The sequence below is a fragment of the Pseudohalocynthiibacter aestuariivivens genome, assembly GCF_018457175.1.
GTDB lineage: Bacteria > Pseudomonadota > Alphaproteobacteria > Rhodobacterales > Rhodobacteraceae > Pseudohalocynthiibacter > Pseudohalocynthiibacter aestuariivivens.
Window position 1 is genome coordinate 440,815 of the sequence record NZ_JAGFNU010000001.1, and the last position, 18,564, is coordinate 459,378.

An 18,564-nucleotide genomic window follows, 5' to 3' on the forward strand; every position below is an offset into this window, starting at 1 on the left:
AATTTAGGCTTTTGAGCCGCTTCTACCGAGGGCTTCCCCTTATCGGCTAACACGAACTTTCGTTTCAGATTCCAACGCCGATGCAAGAGAGTAAAACCGTGCTTCGGCGACCTCTCCAAATAGCGGTTGGGCTTTTGGTTTCAATATCAATTCTAACAACCGTTTCTTTGGGAAATACCGCAGCTCACCCATTTTCGTTGGTGCTTCCACAGAAAACATAGCGCCGAAACGCATGGCTTTCCCCAAGACTTCGGCATCTTTGATTTCCTTTTCATCCAAAAGGCCAAACAGGGGTTCAAACCGAGAATCTGCGCGACTATTTTTGTATCGGTGCAATAGAGAAAGCCCAAGGAAAACACGCTCGCGATGACGCAAACCGCCAAGATTGGCGCGCGTAGCGTTATCAAAACACACTTCCGCCCGATAATCCGGATGCGCCCGCCAAGTCACGTCATGCAAAAGGCAGGCGGCTTTTATCAGACGAATTCTGTCTGGCTTTGCAGATTTGAAAAGAGGAAGAATGAAACTGTAAAGCGCTTTGCCAAATCCGGGCATTCGCGCATCTTTTACCTCTGCAAATCGGCACGCTTCTATCAATGGATCGCGCCGGCGCAGCCTTTCTGGCATTTGTTCATAAAGCATACCTTCGCGAATTCCGTATGAAGACACGGCAATATCACGGGGTTTGTAGGTGCGGATCAGTTGTTTCAGCACTAACGAGGCTTCTGGGACAAGCGACATTCGGGCTTCGGAAGTTCCAGTACGAGACCGCAATTCATCAAGATCATTTTCCGCGATCCAATTCACAGTTGCCATAACGGATTTCGGCGTCATCCGATATTCGTGTAACACCGTAAGAGGATAACCTCGGCGCGCCATATCCAGCCGAGCGATCGCGCGCCACGAGCCACCCACAAGAAACAGCCTGCCATGATTTCCTGGCAGTTGTGAATGCAGGTTTTCTATTGTTGTGCGAATATGACTGATAAGCCCTTTTTTCCCGCCTTTGATGTCTTTGAGCTTGAGCGGACCAAGCGGCGACGTTAAGCGTTGGCCAACACGACCCTGTGCAACCTCTGCCAGTTCCATTGATGAGCCACCTATATCGCAGACAATGCCTTGGGCTGTTGGCCAGCCAAGCAAAACACCCTGCGCCGATAAACGCGCTTCTTCCTGGCCATTGATAACATATATCCGCAAGCCGGTTTCGCGTTCGACTTCATCGCAAAAATCGCGCCCATCGCTGGCTTCACGTACGGCGGCGGTCGCCACCGCTGTCAGAGGTGCAAGCGACATTCCCTTGGCCAAAAACTGAAAGCGTTTGATAGCCGCAAGCGCGCGTTTTCGTCCATCGGGGCTCAGCCTGCCGGTTTCAGACAAGCCAGCGCCCAGTGCGCACATGATCTTTTCATTGAAAAAGTAAGCAGGAGATCGGGCGGCACCGTCAAAAATGACAAGCCGGACAGAGTTTGATCCGATGTCTACAACCCCGACTCGAGAAAGTGCACGCGCGGAAGGATCATCAAACAATGGGCGGCCAAAAAAACCCCAGTCTTCATTTCCTGATTCAGCAGTTCCGTCCATCAAATCCAACCGATATTTCTACGGTATTGTGTCGCGCATCCTAGCGCCGGATCAATCATCAGAATGAGTCAGATGTGGTACATCTGACGCCCCGGCAGACCCGCGTCCTGACAGCGATGGGTTTTCCATGAAAAAGCGGTGGCAGTTGAACGGCCGGTCATCATCTGTGAATTCAGGGCGATTAAAGGTGCCATCGGACGCCATAACCCAGCTTTGTGCCTGATCTGCCAGATTTGCAGCCATAATTTGGCTTACGATTTGGGCTTTGACCGTAGGATTTGTGATTTCAACGAGGGTTTCAACCCGGCGATGCAGGTTGCGGCCCATCCAATCGGCGGATGAAATGTAAACCCGGGCTTTCTTGCATGGAAGCCCCTGACCATTGCCAAAACAGACGATACGAGAATGCTCGAGGAATCGCCCAACAATAGATTTAACGCGGATGTTTTCCGACAAACCTTTGATGCCGGGACGAAGTGCGCAAATCCCGCGGATGACAAGGCTGATCTTCACGCCTGCCTTGCTCGCGTCGTAGAGCGCGTCAATGACGTCAGAGTCGACCACAGAATTCATCTTTGCCCAGATCTCGGCAGGCTTACCATCTAGGGCAAAATCCGCCTCGGCCTTTATCATGTCCAGCAATGTGGATTTTAACGTCAGCGGAGAAATTGAAAGGTTTTCTAGCGTTTCAGGTTGTGCATACCCCGAAAGATAGTTGAAGACTTTGGTCGCATCGCGCCCGAGGGCGGGATCACAGGTGAAAAGCGATAAGTCAGTATAGATACGCGCCGTAATCGGATGGTAGTTGCCGGTGCCGTAGTGGGTGTAGGTCACAAGTTGGTCGTCCTCGCGCCGGACAACAGTGCTTATCTTTGCATGTGTTTTGTAGTTCAGAAAACCATAAACAACATGCGCGCCCGCCCGTTCCAGATGTCTGGACTGACGAATATTCGCGGCCTCGTCAAAGCGAGCCTTAAGCTCGACAAGAGCGGTAACCGACTTACCGTTTTCGGCCGCCTCACAAAGAGCTTCCACAATTGGTGACTTATGCGAGGTGCGATACAGTGTCTGCTTGATCGCCAATACGTTTGGATCACGCGCAGCTTGCTGTAGGAAACGGATCACCATATCAAATGTTTCGTAAGGATGGTGCAGCAGCATGTCTTTCTGACGAATTGCTGCGAACATATCGCCGTCATGGTCTTGCACGCGTTCTGGTACCCGTGACGTAAAACTGGGCCACAGCAGATCAGTTCGATGATCCAGAACCAGTTCGCTAAGATCGGCCAACCCGATCATACCTGTAATTTCAACAACTTCCTGTTCTGTTGCTGGCAACTGTTCCATGATCAGTGAACGGAGCGCTTTGGGTGCTCCTGCCGAAAGCTTCAGCCTTATAACCTGTCCTCGACGGCGGCGTTTCAATGCGACTTCAAACTCTCGCACCAGGTCTTCTGCTTCATCTTCGACTTCAAGATCGCTGTCGCGCAAAACACGAAATGCGCAGAAACCCTTGGTCTTGTAGCCCGGGAACAACTGTTCCAGATGCATAAGGAGCAACTCTTCCAAAGGTAAAAAACGTTCTTTTCCGTTAAGCGATGGCAAAGAAACAAAACGCTGAACTTGGTGCGGAACAGGTAACAAGGCCTGAAGTGGGCGTTTATCGGCTTTACGTTCCAATTGAAGGGCGAGCACGAAGCCAGTGCTTGGAATAAATGGAAACGGATGTGCCGGATCAATGGCGAGCGGAGAAAGAACCGGAAAGACCTGATTGAGAAAATGCTCTTCGAGATAGGGCTTATCCTCTTCCGCGATCGAAGATCGATCCAAAAGCAGGATGTCATTGCTCTCCATCTCACGTTGCAAATCGTCCCACGTGTTTTGCTGACTTGTCATCAGTGAACGCGCTTCGGTATTGATAAGATCAAGCTGTTCGGTCGGGGTCAGCCCATCAGCAGCGGGTGTTGTGTTCCCTGCGAGCGCCAGTTCGCGCAGGCCAGCAACTCGAACAGTATAAAATTCGTCAAGGTTCGTCGCGGATATCGATAGAAAACGAAGCCGCTCCAGCAAGGGTACACGCGGGTTACATGCTTCTTCAAGCACGCGCCAGTTAAACGAAAGCCAACTGAGCTCGCGGTTGAAAAACCGCTTGGGGCCCTCAATGTCGGCCTCTGGTAGTTCTATGGGCGCAGGAAAAGGCGCCTTCAGGAAATCGGTTTCAATCATAAGACAGTTTATCTACAAAATTTGTGACTTTCAGATGACTTTATGCGCTGTTGCGGGTGTCATTGTCCAGCACGCTTGCTGCCAGCGCGCGGCTGACGGCACACCCCCTGCTAAGCGCAGCTTTATCAAGAGTGTCTACAATTTCCTTGGCAGTGGAAAAACTGCGGTCCATTCGGCGTAGCAAATAGGGTAACAAATTTGGCGGTACATCGATTTGCCGGTCGGAAAATAGTTTTATCATAACCGCGCAAAGCAGCGCGTCGTCAGGCTCTTCAAGGGTTACAACAGGGGTGCCTTGCATGCGGCTTTCAAGATCGGGTAAAGAAAGTGTCCACTTTGCCGGAGCTGTTTGAGCCGTAAGCAACAAACTATGCCCATTCGCAAGAACCAGATTATGAAGGTGGAACAAGATTTGTTCGGCATCACTGTTGCCCGCGATCTGGCAAACGTCCTCTACGGCGACGTGATTATTTGCCGATGTGCTGATGTCAATATCACCGAGTTCGCGGGCGCGAAGGATGTGAGCGCCAGCTTCTTTTGCCCAGACGTGCGAGAGATGTGTCTTGCCAGACCCTTCCGCCCCGATAAGTGCCATCTTCTGCCCTGGCCAGTTGCGCCAGTTTTCCAAGGTTTCAACAGCAACGGTATTTGCTGCTGACACAAAAAAGTCTTCGCGTTCCTGCGCTGATTTGGCTGGCAGATCAAAGGTCAATTGAACTGGCATAGGTTAGGTTTCGTCTGAATCGCTAAGGCCGCGATACAAACGGCTGCCGTGATAGCGCGTAACGGCAAAGCGGGTCACAACGCCAATTGAGGCAGCAACCGGAACCGCGACGAGCATCCCGACAAAGCCGAACAGCGTACCGAAAGCAGACAATGCAAAAATCAGCCAAACCGGGTGCAGGCCAACACTTGACCCGACAAGCTTTGGTGTCAGTACATTCCCTTCAATTACTTGACCAAAGGCAAATATTCCTCCCACAGCCGCAAGCGACCACCAGTCACCCCAAAACTGAAAAACGCCAAGCCCGAGTGCAAGAGCACCGCCAACCAAAGCACCGACATAAGGGATGAAGGTCAGCAGACCGGCAATAAATCCGGCGACAAGCCCGTATTGCAGACCAACGAACATAAGCGCACCGGCATAAAAGGTCCCTAAAATCAGGCAGACCGTACCTTGACCACGAATGAAAGACGCAAGTGTTTGGTCTATTTCAGATGCTAGCTGGCGAATAACAGGTGCGTGATCGCGGGGTAAAAGAGAGTCAATCCTGGTGACCATGCGATCCCAGTCCAGCAGCAGGTAGAAGGCGACAACCGGAACGATAATAAGCAGTACAACAACGTTGATCAGGCTGAGAGCGGAACTAATGATCCCGTTCAAAAACGCGCCACCGCGCGCCTGTATGGTCTCGCCAAGTCCAACAAGGGATCGGCGTAATGTTGAATCCGCGTCCATCAGGGACGGGACCTTTTCGGTGAGGAACTCTTGCAAATCTGTAAACAATCTGGGTGCCGTGTTGACCAATGCGATTGCCTGTTGAACAAGCGTTGGAATGATCAACAGGGCCATCAGAATAAAGACCAACAGTGCACAGACCGTTATGATTGTTGTTGCAAGTACACGCGAACATCCCGCTGCTTCGAGACGATCAGCGACCGGATCCAGAAAATAGGCAATTGCCCCGCCCAGAACGAAAGGCAAAATAACGTTTCCTAGGTACCATAGTAAGATCAGGAATACCGCTGCTGATATGCCCCAGTATTTTAATTGTTGTTGTACGGGCAGGCCCATAGTTCACCTCATAAGACACACCTTGTCTTCGCCCAAGACGCTTAGTGATGCAAGTGTGTCGACGGTTCGTATCTAAGTGATGTCAAGTTGCTGGCGTAGCTTCGGTGCATTTTCACAGCTTCCTTCGTGCGCAGATGCACTGAAAAGACGCAATGTTCACGTATCTGTGCATTGTTTTCGGCGCATTGCCGCCCCAAATCCATCGCACGGGAAACAAAACCTCCCAATCAAAATTTAAAATTAACCTAAAGGAACACGCTATGAAACGCATTGTCCTGACAAGTGCTTTCGTTCTTTCGCTTGCAGCCCCCACGTTTGCTGAGGACGCAGCAGAGTTTAACCTTTTGATCGTTGCTGCATCAAAGGGCACACAGGAGCAATCCTATAATTTTGCTGGCACTTCTGTTTCTGCCTCAGATGGGATCACGGCCCAAAGCCTCTATTTCGAGAGCCTGCAGGGATACAAACCTGCGGATTTTTTCAAACAGCATGTCGAATAAGAAAGGTAGCCTGAATGCATAAATCTTTCTTAGCGCGGTGGCTCAAAACTCAAACTTTAGCGCGCACAGCGAGATGTGCATAAACGCACGTAAATGTAAAAAATATCACAAAACTGTGCATTGAAGTTGGGAGCCGCTACCACCAATTCCAGATCATGGGACGCAACTGACCCAGACAAATACGAAATTCAACTTAAGGAACACACCATGAAACGTATCACATTGAGCACCGCTCTTGTCCTCTCCTTTGCAGCGCCGGCTTTGGCAGAAGATGCAGCTGAGTTTAACCTTCTGATCGCATCTGCTGAAAAAACTGAAAAAGTCGTTCAGACGAACCACGCAGCAATGTCAGTCTCCAGCTCAGGCAACGTGAATGCACACAGTAATGTCTTTCACGAGCCTGTTGGTCGGTAACTTACCTTTTAATTATTGGTAAATTTACGAGCGAAGGGTCCCCGGATTGAGGGCCCTTTTCTCTCCTCCAAAGTAAGTGATGGGGAATGGCGCTCACAATTTTGTGTGCGGAAAAACACCGATGCCACGCAATGCTCACGCACCTGTGCGTTGTAGTGAGAACGCTTTAATCCCATCTGAATTCCACGGGACGTCAAAGTCCTAACCAAATACCAACCCAACTCTAAGGAGTACGTTATGAAACGCATCGCTCTTACAACCGCTCTAGCCCTTTCATTTGTAGTACCAGCCGTTGCCGAGGACGCAGCTCAGTTCAATATTTTGCTGCAATCATCGCAAAAAACAGCTGCTTCTGCATCAACGAAAGTGACAACTATGTCAGTTTCAAGCACAAGCGGCTCAAACGCGCGCAGTAATGTCCATCACGAGCCTGTCGGACGTTAATATTCTCGGAAAATGCCGGGTAAATTCAATAAGGAGCACACTATGAAACGTATCGCTCTCTCGACTGCTCTCGTCTTCTCGCTAGCCGCCCCCGTTTTGGCAGAGGATGCAGCAGAGTTTAACCTGCTTATTGCAGCGGCAAAGCAGAGCCGCATTGAAGCAATCAACGCATCGGCCGATTGGGCTGGTGTTACGGTTTCAAGCACAAACAGCTCTGCTGATCGCAGCAATGTGTTTGGCGAACCAACCGGGCGCTAAACTATTTAATTTAAAGTTACACTACAAAATAAAAGGCCCCCGAAACCGGGGGCCTTTTTTTCGATGGTATCAGGATCAGTTCGGTACGTCGCCTTCAATACCTTCAACGTAAAAATTCATTCCTGCGAGCGTTCCGTCATCGGCAACTTCGCCATCTGCAAGCCAGACAGAGCCGTCCTGTTTGTTTAACGGTCCGGTGAAGGGGTGGTAGTCGCCCGCTGCGATAGAGTCAGCCAACGCCTGCGCCTCTGCCTGTATGTCCGCTGGGATCCGATCAGAGAATGCGCCGATTTTTACCATACCAGGGGCAATTCCGTCCCATGTGCTAACGGACTCCCATGTGCCATCAATTTGCGCCTGAACTCGCGCGATGTAGTAGGGTTCCCAGTTGTCGATGATAGAGGAAAGTCGTGCTGTCGGCCCAAACTGGAGCATGTCAGATGCCTGACCAAAGGCCATGATGCCTCGTTCTTCAGCAATCGTCATCGCGGCCGGTGAATCGGTATGTTGCATGATCACGTCAACACCCTGTTCAATAAGCGCGGTGGCCGCATCAGCCTCTTTCGACGGATCAAACCATGTGTAAACCCAGACTATTTTGAACTCTACATCCGGGTTCACCTTCTTTGCGTGAATATAGGCAGAGTTTATGCCGCGGATAACTTCAGGAATTGGGAATGAAGCAATATAGCCAACTTTGTTGGATTCTGTCATCCGGCCCGCGATTGTTCCGATAACAGCGCGGCCTTCGTAGAACCGGGCTGAATAGGTCGAAACGTTATCTGCATTTTTGTAACCGGTCGCGTGTTCAAAGTGCACATTCGGAAATTTTGCAGCAACGTTAATTGTTGGATCCATATATCCAAATGATGTCGTGAAGATCAGATCATGACCGGACAAGGCCATCTGGGTAAGTACCCGTTCAGCATCCGCACCTTCGGGCACACTTTCGACAAAAGTTGTTTCGACAGCATCGCCAAAGTGTTCTTCGACGGCAAGCCGCCCCTGATCATGTTCGTACGACCAACCAAAGTCGCCGACAGGGCCAACATAAACAAAGCCAACTTTCGCAGGCTCGGCAGCGGCGGTAGTTGCAGCCAGACCAAGCGCCACAGCGGCACAGGTAAGTATCGATTTAAGAGGTTTCATTCGGGTCTTCCTTTTTGGTTATTTCAGTATTACGTTTGTTTTTTCGTGGTTTCACGGTGTTTTGAGTTTCTAAAAGTGCCGCTGTGATGATGGCTGAGGGAACGGCAACAATTCCCAGCCCGATAAACAGGACGAAACTTGTAAATATACGGCCGCCGGTCGTGATCGGAAAAAGATCACCGTAACCCACAGTCGTAAAAGAGGCGACGGCCCACCATAGGCTTTGCGGTATTGACGAAAACGCATCGGGCTGAGCATCGTGTTCAAACAAGTAGATACCAACCGCACTAACATAAAGCATGAGGGCTGATAGAACGCCAAAGACGATCAGTTCTCCTTTCACCAGCGTTAAAGCACGACCAAGACGATCTAATGCAACTGATGTGCGAAACAGTTTCAACAACCTTACAAGCCGGATTAACCGTATCGTGCGAACAACCTGCCATTGGGGTTGCAACAGCGCGATCGCAGGCAGGCAGGACATCAGATCGATGATACCCCAGAAACTAAACGCATATTTGACCGGATGCTTCGAGCAGGTCAGACGCAAGACATATTCAGCAACGAAGACCAACAAGATGAAGACTTCAAAGTCATAGAGAAGCCTTGTGAAAATCGGTGGTAGACCATTCACGGTTTCCAGCGCGATCGCGATAGCAGAAAGCACAATCAGCGAATGTAGCGCCAGAGCGACGTTGTTTCCCCAGCGCTCGTGCGTTCCGTCGAGCAGTTCTACTATTGCGTGGCGCCTCACCCTGCGTCCTTTTTTAATTCCTCAGCTGGTCGCATGAAACACTTTGCCGAGCGACGCTGGCGCAGACAACGCTGCACGCGATTTATCGGCTGACATTATGACCAGCACGATTATGGTTATCAGATAAGGCGCCATGGACAAGTATTCGACAGGAATATCTGCACCTGCGACCTGCAAGTTTAGCTGCAAACCTGTCACGCCGCCGAAAAGGTAGGCACCCAGCAGTACGCGCCATGGTTTCCAACTGCCGAAAACCACAATCGCAAGAGCGATCCAGCCTGCACCTGCGGTCATGCCTTCGGTCCATTGCGGTACACGGATCAGGCTAAGATATGCCCCGCCAAGGCCAGCACAGGCCCCGCCAAACATGATTGCAAGAAGGCGGATGCGGACCACTTTGTAACCCAGCGCGTGTGCAGCTTCGTGGTTTTCACCAACGGCGCGCACGACCAGGCCGATGCGGCTATACTTCAATGCAGCCCATACGAGGGCAACCAGACCGATTGAGACGTAGACCATCAGGTCATGGTTAAACAAAATCGGACCAAGAACAGGAATGTCAGAGATCAGTGGCATATCCAGCTTGAACGTCGAAGGCGGTTTGATCCCCGCGTAGCTTTGCCCAAGAAGCGCTGACAGGCCCAACCCGAACAAGGTTAGCGCTAGTCCGGTTGCAACCTGGTTGGCTAACAAAATTTGCGTCAACACACCAAATATCAGTGATAGCAAGGCACCCCCGATAGCGGCCGCAATGAAACCAAAAAACGGGCTACCTGTTTCAACGGCAACAGCAAAACCACAGATCGCGCCTGTGATCATCATTCCTTCCACACCAAGGTTCAATACGCCGGATTTTTCGGCAACCAGTTCGCCCGTAGCGGCAAGCAGGATCGGTGTCGCCGCTACCATCAATGTAGCGATCAGAACGACGGGATTAATTGTTGAAAGATCCATTACGCGGTCTCCGCTGTGCCAATGCGAACGCGGAAGTTCGACAGAACATCGCTCGCGAGAATGAAGAAAAGAAGCATGCCCTGAAACGCCTTGATAGACGCCGCAGGCAGGCCAAGGTTTGATTGGGCGATATCGCCACCAACAGACGTCAGCGCAAGAAGCATGCCGGCAAACAATATGCCAACCGGGTGCAATCGGCCCAAGAAAGCCACAATGATTGCAGTAAAGCCGAGGCCCTGATTGAAATCGACACTGATCTGGCCCATCGGGCCTGCGACCTCAAACATCCCTGCGACACCTGCAAGCGCACCTGAAAGTCCCATACAAAATATGATCAGAAGGTTTGGGCGTACCCCTGCGAAGCGGGCCGCGCGTGGCGCCTGACCCGTTAGCCGGATCTGGTACCCAATGATGTGACGGTTCAGCAAAACATATGCGGCAATCACAGCAAGCAGCGCTGCGATCACGCCCCAGTGGATGCCCGTGCCAGCAATAATTTCTGCGTTTGATGCTGCTTCATACTGCTGAAGGTTGCGTGACCCCGGAAAGCCGTGACCTTCCGGATTTTTCAGCAAACCAAAAGAGACAGAGGACAGGATGTGTTCGGCCACATAGACCAACATCAGTGAAACAAGAATTTCGTTGGTGCCAAAGCGGGTCTTCAACAATGCTGGGATTAGCGCCCACAGCATGCCGCCAAAAGCACCGGCAATGACCATTAGCGGGAAGATAAACCAGTAATCGGCTGGATAAAACGCAAGCCCGGCACCGGCTCCGAAAATTGCACCTAGAATAAACTGCCCTTCAGCTCCGATGTTCCAGACTCCTGCCCGAAAACCTAAAGACAAGCCTATGCCAATCAGGATCAGTGGTGCGGCCTTAATTAGTATCTGTGGGCGATAGTACCACGCAAATTCACTGAACAGCGGGTCCCAGAAAATTGTCCGGATCGCCTCGATCGGGGCTTTGCCCAGCAGCGCAAACAAAAGACCACCTGCGATCATCGTCGCGACAACGGCAATGATGGGGGTAAGCAGCGTCCAAAACTGCGAAGGTTGTGGGCGTTTCTCAAGCCTAAACATGGGCAACCTCCATACCGTGTGCGCCGCCCATCATCAGGCCGATCTCGTTAATTGTCAGTCCGAGCGCAGGACGCGGCTCTGTCAGGCGGCCTTCGTTCAATGCAGCAAAGCTGTCTGATATTTCCATAAGTTCATCCAAATCCTGACTGATCACGATAACTGCAGCGCCTTCGGCCGTCAGGTCGAGCAGCGACTGGCGGATCGCAGCTGCGGCAGAAGCGTCAACACCCCAGGTCGGTTGGTTCACAACCAACACGTCCGGGCGTTGCAGGACCTCGCGACCAACCACAAATTTCTGCAAATTCCCACCAGACAAAGATCTGGCCGCATTGCCTGCTCCGGGTGTGCGTACATCAAATTCCTCAATTACCTTTTCCGCGAATGCGCGGATCGCGGGCCATTTCAGGAATCCGTGGTTTGTCAGTTTTTCGCGAATTGCACCTGTCAGCAGCGCGTTTTCTGTAAGGCTCATGTCAGGCGCTGCTGCGTGGCCAAGCCGTTCTTCGGGCGCTGCAAGTATTGCAAGGTGTCTGCGTTCATTTGGACCCAGCGCGCCAACTGGTGTTCCGTTGACTAAAACGGCACCTGCATCCGCGCGAACCTCGCCTGACAGGGCGGCGAGTAGTTCATCCTGCCCATTCCCGGCAACGCCGCAGATGCCCAGCACTTCACCAGCACGGACTGTGAAACTCACATTTTTCAGGGACGTACCAAAGGCGTTGGGGGACTCAGCGGACAGGTTTTTGACTTCCAGCACTACATCACCAACGTCGCGCGGTGCACGCACCGGGACGTGAAGAATCTGGCCAACCATCATTTCTGCAAGCTCAGTCGCTGTTTTCTCACGTGGGTTACACGTGCCAACAACTTTCCCAAGCCGCAAAACGGTTGCGCTGTCACACAGGTTACGGATTTCTTCAAGCTTATGAGAAATATAAAGAATTGCAGTTCCTTCTGCAGAGAGTTTGCGCAGGGTTTCGAACAGGATTTCTACTTCTTGAGGGGTCAGGACGCTGGTTGGCTCGTCCATGATCAAAAGTTTCGGGTCCTGTAAAAGACAACGAATGATTTCCACCCGCTGACGTTCACCCGCCGAAAGGTTTCCCACGATAGCAGCCGGATCAAGCGGCAAACCATAAGTCTCACTTACGTCGCGAATACGGGCAGCCAACTGGCTTTGTGGAGGTGGATTCTCCATTCCAAGAGCAATGTTTTCGGCAACATTAAGTGCATCAAACAACGAAAAATGTTGGAACACCATCGCAACCCCGTCTGCGCGGGCTGCGCGTGGCTCGGATGGCTCATATGGTGCACCGCGAAGTGTCATGCTGCCAGAATCCGGGCGCACAAGACCGTAAATCATTTTTACGAGCGTTGATTTTCCGGCACCATTCTCGCCAAGCAAGGCGTGCACTTCGCCTTCGGCAATTGTGAAGGAAACATCGCTGTTGGCGACGACGCCGGGATAGGCTTTGGTCAGCCCGTCAACCGTCAACAATATGGGGGCGGTTTGGGTCACGATGCGATCTCCTTGGGTGTGTCGAGTTGCGTGCGCATTTGCAAAAAGGTTTGTGCAACACTGATGGCAATGGCTTGTGGTTCTTTGCCAAGCGCGGGATCACCAATCGGGCAGGTGATGCGGTTGATCTGTGTCTTGGTATGACCCAGTGAAGCAAGGCGCTTTTTAAAGCGCGCCCATTTGGTGGCGGAACCGATGAGACCAAGGCTTGCGAAGGGACGAGACAGAAGGCTATGGCAAAGCTCCAAATCCAGAGCATGGCTATATGTCATGACCAAATGATGCGCATCCGGGGGTGCGTAGGAACTTAGCGAAGCGGGATTGGCGGCGATAACCGGCACCACACCATCAGGCAAAGATTCAGGAAATTTTTCAGGACATGTGTCTATCAGCGTAACAGTGTATGGCGATAGCGGTGCCAGAACCGACGCAAGCGCACGGCCAACGTGGCCGGCCCCGTAAATCCAGACAGGTATGGGACGTGGTGAAATGGTTTCTGCAACCCAACCATCCGTGTACATCGGGGCGTCTGCGGCTTCACTAGCCGAGCGAAGCAACGTCGCGGGTACAACCGAAGCCGCGTCTGGTTTGACCGGGCGCATGAAGACACCTTCAACACCACCGCGATCGGGCAGGTCTTCAGATGCAAATCTTTCCAGAAGAAGCGTCACCGACCCGCCGCAGCATTGACCGAGCGCTGGGCCCAGCGGTTTTGTCTGCACCAGCGTGATCGATTGGTCGCCCAACATTCTGCGCGCTTCCGATGTTGCGTCATATTCCAACGCGCCACCGCCTATGGTGCCAGACTGGCCCGTTTCCCAGACCAGCATTGCTGCCCCGGCTTCACGAGGGGCGGAGCCACGTGTGCTGAGCACAACAACACGGATAACAGGCCCATGTTCAGCAAGCGTTGCTGAGAGTTTGGCGCGATCTATGCTCATGCCGCACCTCGTTGTCTTGCAACTGCTGCCAGCACATGTTCTGCTGTTGCGGGTGCATCAAGTGACACATATTCAGAGCCGTCACCGCAGGCAGCGATTGCATCCGAAAGCGCCATAAGAACAGAAATTCCATGCATAAAAGGAGGCTCGCCAACAGCTTTTGACCGATAGATCGTATCTTCCCGGTTCGGTGTATCAAACAGCGAAACGTTAAACACGTCCGGACGGTCCGAACAGGCAGGAATCTTATAAGTCGAAGGCGCGTGTGTCCGAAGCTGGCCCTTGTCATCCCAGACCAATTCTTCGGTTGTGAGCCAGCCTGCACCCTGCACAAAGCCGCCTTCAACCTGCCCAATATCCAGCGCCGGGTTAAGCGAAGCGCCGGCATCATGCAGAATGTCAGTGCGTAAAATGCGGTTTTCCCCGGTCAAGGTGTCAATCACTACCTCGGAAACAGCGGCGCCGTAAGCAAAATAAAAGAATGGCCGCCCACGACCGGCAATCCTGTCCCACTTAATTTCAGGTGTCTTATAAAACCCTGTTGCAGACAGGCTGACGCGGTTTTCATAGGCAAGTTTCGCAACCTCTTCAAAGCTGTAGCTTTCGCTGCCAACCAATACTTTGTCATCTGCGAAGACAACATCAGAGGCAGATGCCTGATGACGCTCTGCTAAAAACTCAGCCATTCTTTCCCGGATCGTGTCACACGCGGCCTTTACAGCCATTCCGTTCAGATCAGATCCGGAAGACGCTGCCGTCGCCGAGGTATTCGGAACTTTCGCGGTATCGGTTGCCGTGATCTTGATCTTTTCAAGGCTGACACCAAACCGGCTGGCCGCGACCTGTGCCACCTTCTGAAACAAACCCTGGCCCATTTCAGTGCCACCATGGTTCATATGGACCGAGCCATCCTGATAGACATGCACCAATGCACCTGCCTGATTAAGATGGGTCAACGTGAAGCTGATGCCAAATTTGACCGGGGTGAGTGCTATACCCTTTTTCAGTACCGGATTCGCAGCATTCCACTTCACAATTGCTGCACGCCGCTTTTGGTATTCGGATGTTTCGGCCAGTTTTTTCGCCAAGGCGTTGATAACACAATCTTCAATCGGTTGATGATAGGGCGTTGTTTGTTTTTCTGCTGTTTTCTCCATTCCGGAAGTATCCCCGCCGGAGGCTCCGGTGCTTGCACCATGCGCATCGCTGTAAAAGTTGACGGAGCGTACGGCAAAGGGATCGGCTTTCAGATGTGCTGCTATGTGGTCCATCACACGCTCTATACCAAGAACGCCCTGCGGCCCGCCAAATCCACGATAGGCCGTGGCGGATTGCATGTTGGTACGTAAACGGTGGCTTTCGATCCGCGCATTTGGCAGATGATAGGCATTGTCGGCATGAAGCATTGCCCGGTCAGCGACAGGTAAGGATAAATCCAACGCCCAACCACAACGCGTCATCTGATTAAAGGTGATGCCCTCAATCTGGCCGTTGTCATCAAAACCAACTTTATATGTGATGCGAAAATCATGGCGTTTCCCGGTGATGACCATGTCATCATCCCGGTCATAACGCATTTTGCACGGGCGGTTTGTAAGTCGCGCGGCAACCGCACAGCCGACGGCCAGCGCATTACCCTGACTTTCCTTGCCACCAAAGCCGCCGCCCATGCGCCGGATTTCTACCCGCACAGAATGCATCGGCTGGCCAATCGCCTCGGCCACTTTGTGCTGAATTTCAGTTGGGTGCTGCGTTGAGGAATGCACCAGCATGTCCCCGCCTTCGAGCGGCAGCGCGAGGGCGGCTTGCCCCTCAAGGTAAAAATGCTCTTGTCCGCCCATTTCGAGCGTACCTTCAATCACATGAGGTGCTTTTGCCAGCGCGGCCTCTGCGTCCCCTTTGCTATAGATGCGCGGCCCGTCCTCAAAACGGCTGTTCGCGGCAAGCGCTTCTTCGATTGAAAAAATCGCAGGTTTTTCGATGTACTTGATTTTGCCGAGCTTCGCAGCCTTGCGCGCGGCAAGGTGACTATTCGCAACGACCATGAATATCGGTTGGCCGACATAGTGCACCGGTCCGTCGGACAACAATGGCTCGTCATGGACAGATGGCGACACGTCATTTGCGGCTGGTAAATCCTCGGCTGTCAGAACGGCAACAACGCCGTTTGCAGCGCGAACCGCCGCAAGATCGATTGCTGTAAATTCGCCATGCGCAATTTCGCTCAGGCCAAATGCCAGATGCAGGCAGTTCGCAGGTGTCGGAATGTCATCTACATAGCGGGCCTGACCAGTGACATGCAGGCGTGCTGCGTCATGAGGGAGGGATGTTGCAACACTCATGCGCGGACCTCCAGAACATTTGTCGCAGTGCCTTCGGTCTCGGCAAAAAAGCGATCCAGAAGGTTTTGCGCAGATTGAAGCCGATACGTCGCAGAAGCGCGCATATCACTTAATGGAGTGAAATCTTTGGTGAAGGCCGGGCGGGCCGCTGCAATTGTTTCTGCTGTCCAAGGCTGGCCAATAAGTGCGGCTTCAACATGCGAGGCGCGCTTTGGTATTCCGGCCATACCACCAAAGGCGATCCGGACGGCCGTAACCTGATCGTGTTCGATCATAATGTTAAAACATCCGCAGACCGCAGAAATATCCTGATCAAAGCGTTTTGAGATTTTGTAACACCGAAGATGATCGGGCTGGCGTGGAATGCTGATTGCTTCAACAAACTCTCCGGGTTCGCGGTCTTGTTTGCCATAGTCTATAAAGAAGTCCTCAAGCGACAGGCTGCGCCGCCTGTCTCCCTTGCGCAGATAAAGCGTGGCACCAAGCGCGATCAAGGCGGGTGGGCCGTCCCCAATTGGGGAACCGTTGGCAATATTACCCCCTATAGTTGCCGCATTACGCACCTGAGTGGAGCCATAGCGGCGGATCATCTCGGCAAATGACGGGTGGTGTTCCGACATTAGTGTACCAAGATCGGTGATGGTAACCCCGGCGCCTATGTGAATGTCTTCGTCGGAAACTGAAGTATCTTTCAGATCTTGAACACCATTCAAAAAAGCAACCGGGCCAAGATCGCGCAATTGCTTGGTAACCCAAAGCCCGACGTCCGTTGCGCCACCAATCAGAGTTGCGTCTGGATGTGCCTCATACCACTGGGCCAACTCGTCTGCAGTGCGTGGCAATGCCAGAGTGTCGCTTTCGATCGGCTCGGCAATCGGCGTGTCTGGAGCGCCAGAAAGCCAAACCGGTACGGGTTCGCTCGCGGCTGTTTTTGCAGCCTGAACAATCGGCGCATACCCGGTGCAGCGGCAGAGGTTGCCAGCAAGCTGATCATCATAGTCGGTAGCGCCATTCAAATGTGCTGTGGCCATCGACATCACAAAACCTGGCGTGCAGAACCCGCATTGGGACCCGTGATGGTCTACCATGGCCTGTTGCACAGGGTGTAGTTCACCATCCGGTCCACTCAGGCCCTCAACCGTACGAACAGATTTGCCGTTCAACTGCGGCAGAAACAGGATACAGGCGTTCATTGCCCGCACACCAGTTTCGTCGCTGACCATGACAGTGCAGGCCCCGCAATCGCCTTCGTTGCAGCCTTCCTTTGTTCCAGTCATGCCTTTATCTTCGCGTAACCAGTCAAGAAGTGTGCGTGTCGGCGACGCGTTGGTCAGACAGACAGAATCCCCATTCAAGAGAAACGCAATCTGGCTCATGAGTTTTCCAATGTCGCTTTCTGTTTGGAGGGATGTTACCCTCTTTGCGCTGGCCCGATGCGACGTAAAGCCAGTGGCGCCTTCCCTATTGTGCTTTCAGGAAAGCTGCAAAATCGTCTTGTGGCAAGAAATGAATCGCTGCTGAGGCGAAAAAGAGTTTCAAGATTTTCAATCTAATCGATAGATTTTGTGATTTTACTGGAAAATATATGTGCAAACAAAGTTTAAAGTTTTCAAAATGGCCGCTTGGCAATAGGCTATCTTAACTATTGGTTTATGGACCTAAAACAAGCATCGGCAGGCAAACAGGAGACCCGTCATGGCACGTATTTTTTTCTTAGCACTTTTTTCAGCAAGTCTTTTAAACGTCTCTGCGGCGTCTGCGCAGAGCATTAAATTTGGCGATGACAATGGTGATTACGCTCTTGATTCCGAATGTGATGACCCACGGTTTGTTGGCTGGGGCGTGGCAACATCCACGAGCGAAGAGAATATAATGCATGACGCATCAGATTGTCAGAAGCTGTTTAATCTGGGCCAGATCCGGCTAAACCGCACGAAAGAGCAATCAAATGTTTCCGAATGTGCGATGATCAATTTTGGCGACAACAGCTCAGAATGGGCGCGGGACAATGAATGCGATGACCCCCGGTTCACGGGTGGCCGCGCAGACGACATTCTGAATTTCGAAGATATCGGTGCTGACGCTGACGACTGTCAGTTGCTTTGTCGGAATGGAACAATCTGGCTTCGTTGAAGCGGGTTTGGCTCGGCGTTAGTAGGGTGCGAAAGCTGTAGTTCAGGACGTGATTAACCTCTGGTGTAATCTGGCCCGATACACGTTGGTAGATTATCAGCAAGTTTCAACCAAGGAAGCTTTTCCTCGTAGGCAACGTGGAGCGTTGGTTCAAATTTCTCTGGTTCGTCCATTGCGGCTACATAGAGGTGCATGACACCCGACATTTTTTCTGATCGAAACGAAAGCGGCGTGCCGCAGTTTTCGCAGAAGGTTCTTTCGACACCCGGAGATGATTTATAGACTTTGGGTGCTTCGCTGGTCCATCGCCATTGAGTGTCTAGCACGCCAATATAGGTTGTCATTGGCGCAGAGCACTGCCTTCGGCAACTTTCACAATGGCAGTTGACGCAAGTTTGGACAGGTGGGTCGACTTCGAACCTGGTGGCTCCACACAAACAACGACCGCACATCTTTGATCTCCTCATAA

The 18,564-nt window shown here is 52.1% G+C and carries 18 protein-coding genes; 5 read left to right on the forward strand and 13 right to left on the reverse strand.

The genetic code is table 11. The annotated features are described in order from the left end of the window. Positions 1-39: 39 nt before the first annotated feature. From J4E70_RS02240 to J4E70_RS02255, 4 genes are read right to left on the reverse strand one after another with little or no spacing between them, the layout of a single operon-like run. A complete protein-coding gene (locus tag J4E70_RS02240; RefSeq protein ID WP_213887424.1) occupies positions 40-1,584 on the reverse strand; it encodes a Ppx/GppA family phosphatase in 1,545 nt (514 codons plus the stop codon). Between the two features lie 51 nt (positions 1,585-1,635). After that, complete coding sequence (locus J4E70_RS02245) at positions 1,636-3,810, reverse strand: RNA degradosome polyphosphate kinase (RefSeq protein ID WP_213887425.1); 2,175 nt, start codon at positions 3,808-3,810, stop codon at positions 1,636-1,638. Between the two features lie 40 nt (positions 3,811-3,850). Continuing rightward, complete coding sequence (locus tag J4E70_RS02250) at positions 3,851-4,534, reverse strand: P-loop NTPase family protein (protein WP_213887426.1); 684 nt, start codon at positions 4,532-4,534, stop codon at positions 3,851-3,853. 3 nt (positions 4,535-4,537) lie between these two features. Next, positions 4,538-5,605, reverse strand: a complete 1,068-nt coding sequence (locus tag J4E70_RS02255; RefSeq protein ID WP_213887427.1) for an AI-2E family transporter — start codon at positions 5,603-5,605, stop codon at positions 4,538-4,540. A gap of 260 nt (positions 5,606-5,865) precedes the next feature. Between J4E70_RS02255 and J4E70_RS02260 the strand changes: the two genes are divergently transcribed. From J4E70_RS02260 to J4E70_RS02275, 4 genes are all read left to right on the forward strand, one after another. Further along, a complete protein-coding gene (locus J4E70_RS02260; RefSeq protein ID WP_213887428.1) occupies positions 5,866-6,105 on the forward strand; it encodes a hypothetical protein in 240 nt (79 codons plus the stop codon). A 207-nt stretch (positions 6,106-6,312) separates the two neighbouring features. Beyond that, positions 6,313-6,519, forward strand: coding sequence for a hypothetical protein (locus J4E70_RS02265; RefSeq protein WP_213887429.1), 207 nt, complete (start codon positions 6,313-6,315; stop codon positions 6,517-6,519). A gap of 237 nt (positions 6,520-6,756) precedes the next feature. Next, positions 6,757-6,963 carry a hypothetical protein gene (locus J4E70_RS02270; protein WP_213887430.1) on the forward strand — a complete coding sequence of 69 codons (207 nt, stop codon included), beginning with the start codon at positions 6,757-6,759 and terminating at the stop codon, positions 6,961-6,963. 42 nt (positions 6,964-7,005) lie between these two features. Beyond that, the gene (locus J4E70_RS02275; protein WP_213887431.1) at positions 7,006-7,221 is read left to right on the forward strand and encodes a hypothetical protein; all 216 of its coding nucleotides are present in this window, start codon (positions 7,006-7,008) and stop codon (positions 7,219-7,221) included. Positions 7,222-7,296: 75 nt separating this feature from the next. On the opposite strand, the gene J4E70_RS02280 is transcribed toward J4E70_RS02275, so the two are convergent. Genes J4E70_RS02280 through xdhA form a run of 8 tightly spaced genes read right to left on the reverse strand, consistent with a single transcriptional unit; the run spans position 7,297 to position 17,338 of the window. Further along, positions 7,297-8,370 (reverse strand): BMP family ABC transporter substrate-binding protein, encoded by a 1,074-nt coding sequence (locus tag J4E70_RS02280; protein ID WP_213887432.1) that lies wholly within the window; start codon positions 8,368-8,370, stop codon positions 7,297-7,299. Further along, entirely contained in the window at positions 8,357-9,124 is a 768-nt protein-coding gene (locus J4E70_RS02285) for an ion transporter (RefSeq protein WP_213887433.1), read from the reverse strand. The genes J4E70_RS02280 and J4E70_RS02285 overlap by 14 nt, the downstream gene beginning before the upstream one ends. Before the next feature lie 21 nt (positions 9,125-9,145). Continuing rightward, positions 9,146-10,078: an ABC transporter permease gene (locus J4E70_RS02290; protein ID WP_213887434.1), complete on the reverse strand. Its 933-nt coding sequence runs from the start codon at positions 10,076-10,078 to the stop codon at positions 9,146-9,148. Then, a complete protein-coding gene (locus J4E70_RS02295; protein ID WP_213887435.1) occupies positions 10,078-11,160 on the reverse strand; it encodes an ABC transporter permease in 1,083 nt (360 codons plus the stop codon). The genes J4E70_RS02290 and J4E70_RS02295 overlap by 1 nt, the downstream gene beginning before the upstream one ends. Beyond that, on the reverse strand, positions 11,153-12,679 hold the full coding sequence (locus J4E70_RS02300) for an ABC transporter ATP-binding protein (RefSeq protein WP_343229438.1): 1,527 nt from the start codon (positions 12,677-12,679) through the stop codon (positions 11,153-11,155). Before J4E70_RS02300 ends, J4E70_RS02295 begins: the two co-directional genes overlap by 8 nt. Then, positions 12,676-13,620 (reverse strand): xanthine dehydrogenase accessory protein XdhC, encoded by a 945-nt coding sequence (gene xdhC, locus J4E70_RS02305; RefSeq protein WP_213887436.1) that lies wholly within the window; start codon positions 13,618-13,620, stop codon positions 12,676-12,678. Before xdhC ends, J4E70_RS02300 begins: the two co-directional genes overlap by 4 nt. Further along, the gene (xdhB, locus tag J4E70_RS02310) at positions 13,617-15,962 is read right to left on the reverse strand and encodes a xanthine dehydrogenase molybdopterin binding subunit (protein WP_213887437.1); all 2,346 of its coding nucleotides are present in this window, start codon (positions 15,960-15,962) and stop codon (positions 13,617-13,619) included. The genes xdhC and xdhB overlap by 4 nt, the downstream gene beginning before the upstream one ends. Beyond that, complete coding sequence (xdhA, locus tag J4E70_RS02315) at positions 15,959-17,338, reverse strand: xanthine dehydrogenase small subunit (RefSeq protein ID WP_213887438.1); 1,380 nt, start codon at positions 17,336-17,338, stop codon at positions 15,959-15,961. Before xdhA ends, xdhB begins: the two co-directional genes overlap by 4 nt. 319 nt (positions 17,339-17,657) lie before the next feature. On the opposite strand from xdhA, the gene J4E70_RS02320 reads away from it, so the two are divergent. Continuing rightward, the gene (locus tag J4E70_RS02320) at positions 17,658-18,095 is read left to right on the forward strand and encodes a hypothetical protein (RefSeq protein WP_213887439.1); all 438 of its coding nucleotides are present in this window, start codon (positions 17,658-17,660) and stop codon (positions 18,093-18,095) included. Positions 18,096-18,148: 53 nt separating this feature from the next. Here J4E70_RS02320 and J4E70_RS02325 read toward each other — a convergent pair whose 3' ends face one another. Continuing rightward, complete coding sequence (locus J4E70_RS02325; RefSeq protein ID WP_343229441.1) at positions 18,149-18,562, reverse strand: GFA family protein; 414 nt, start codon at positions 18,560-18,562, stop codon at positions 18,149-18,151. Positions 18,563-18,564: the final 2 nt, after the last annotated feature.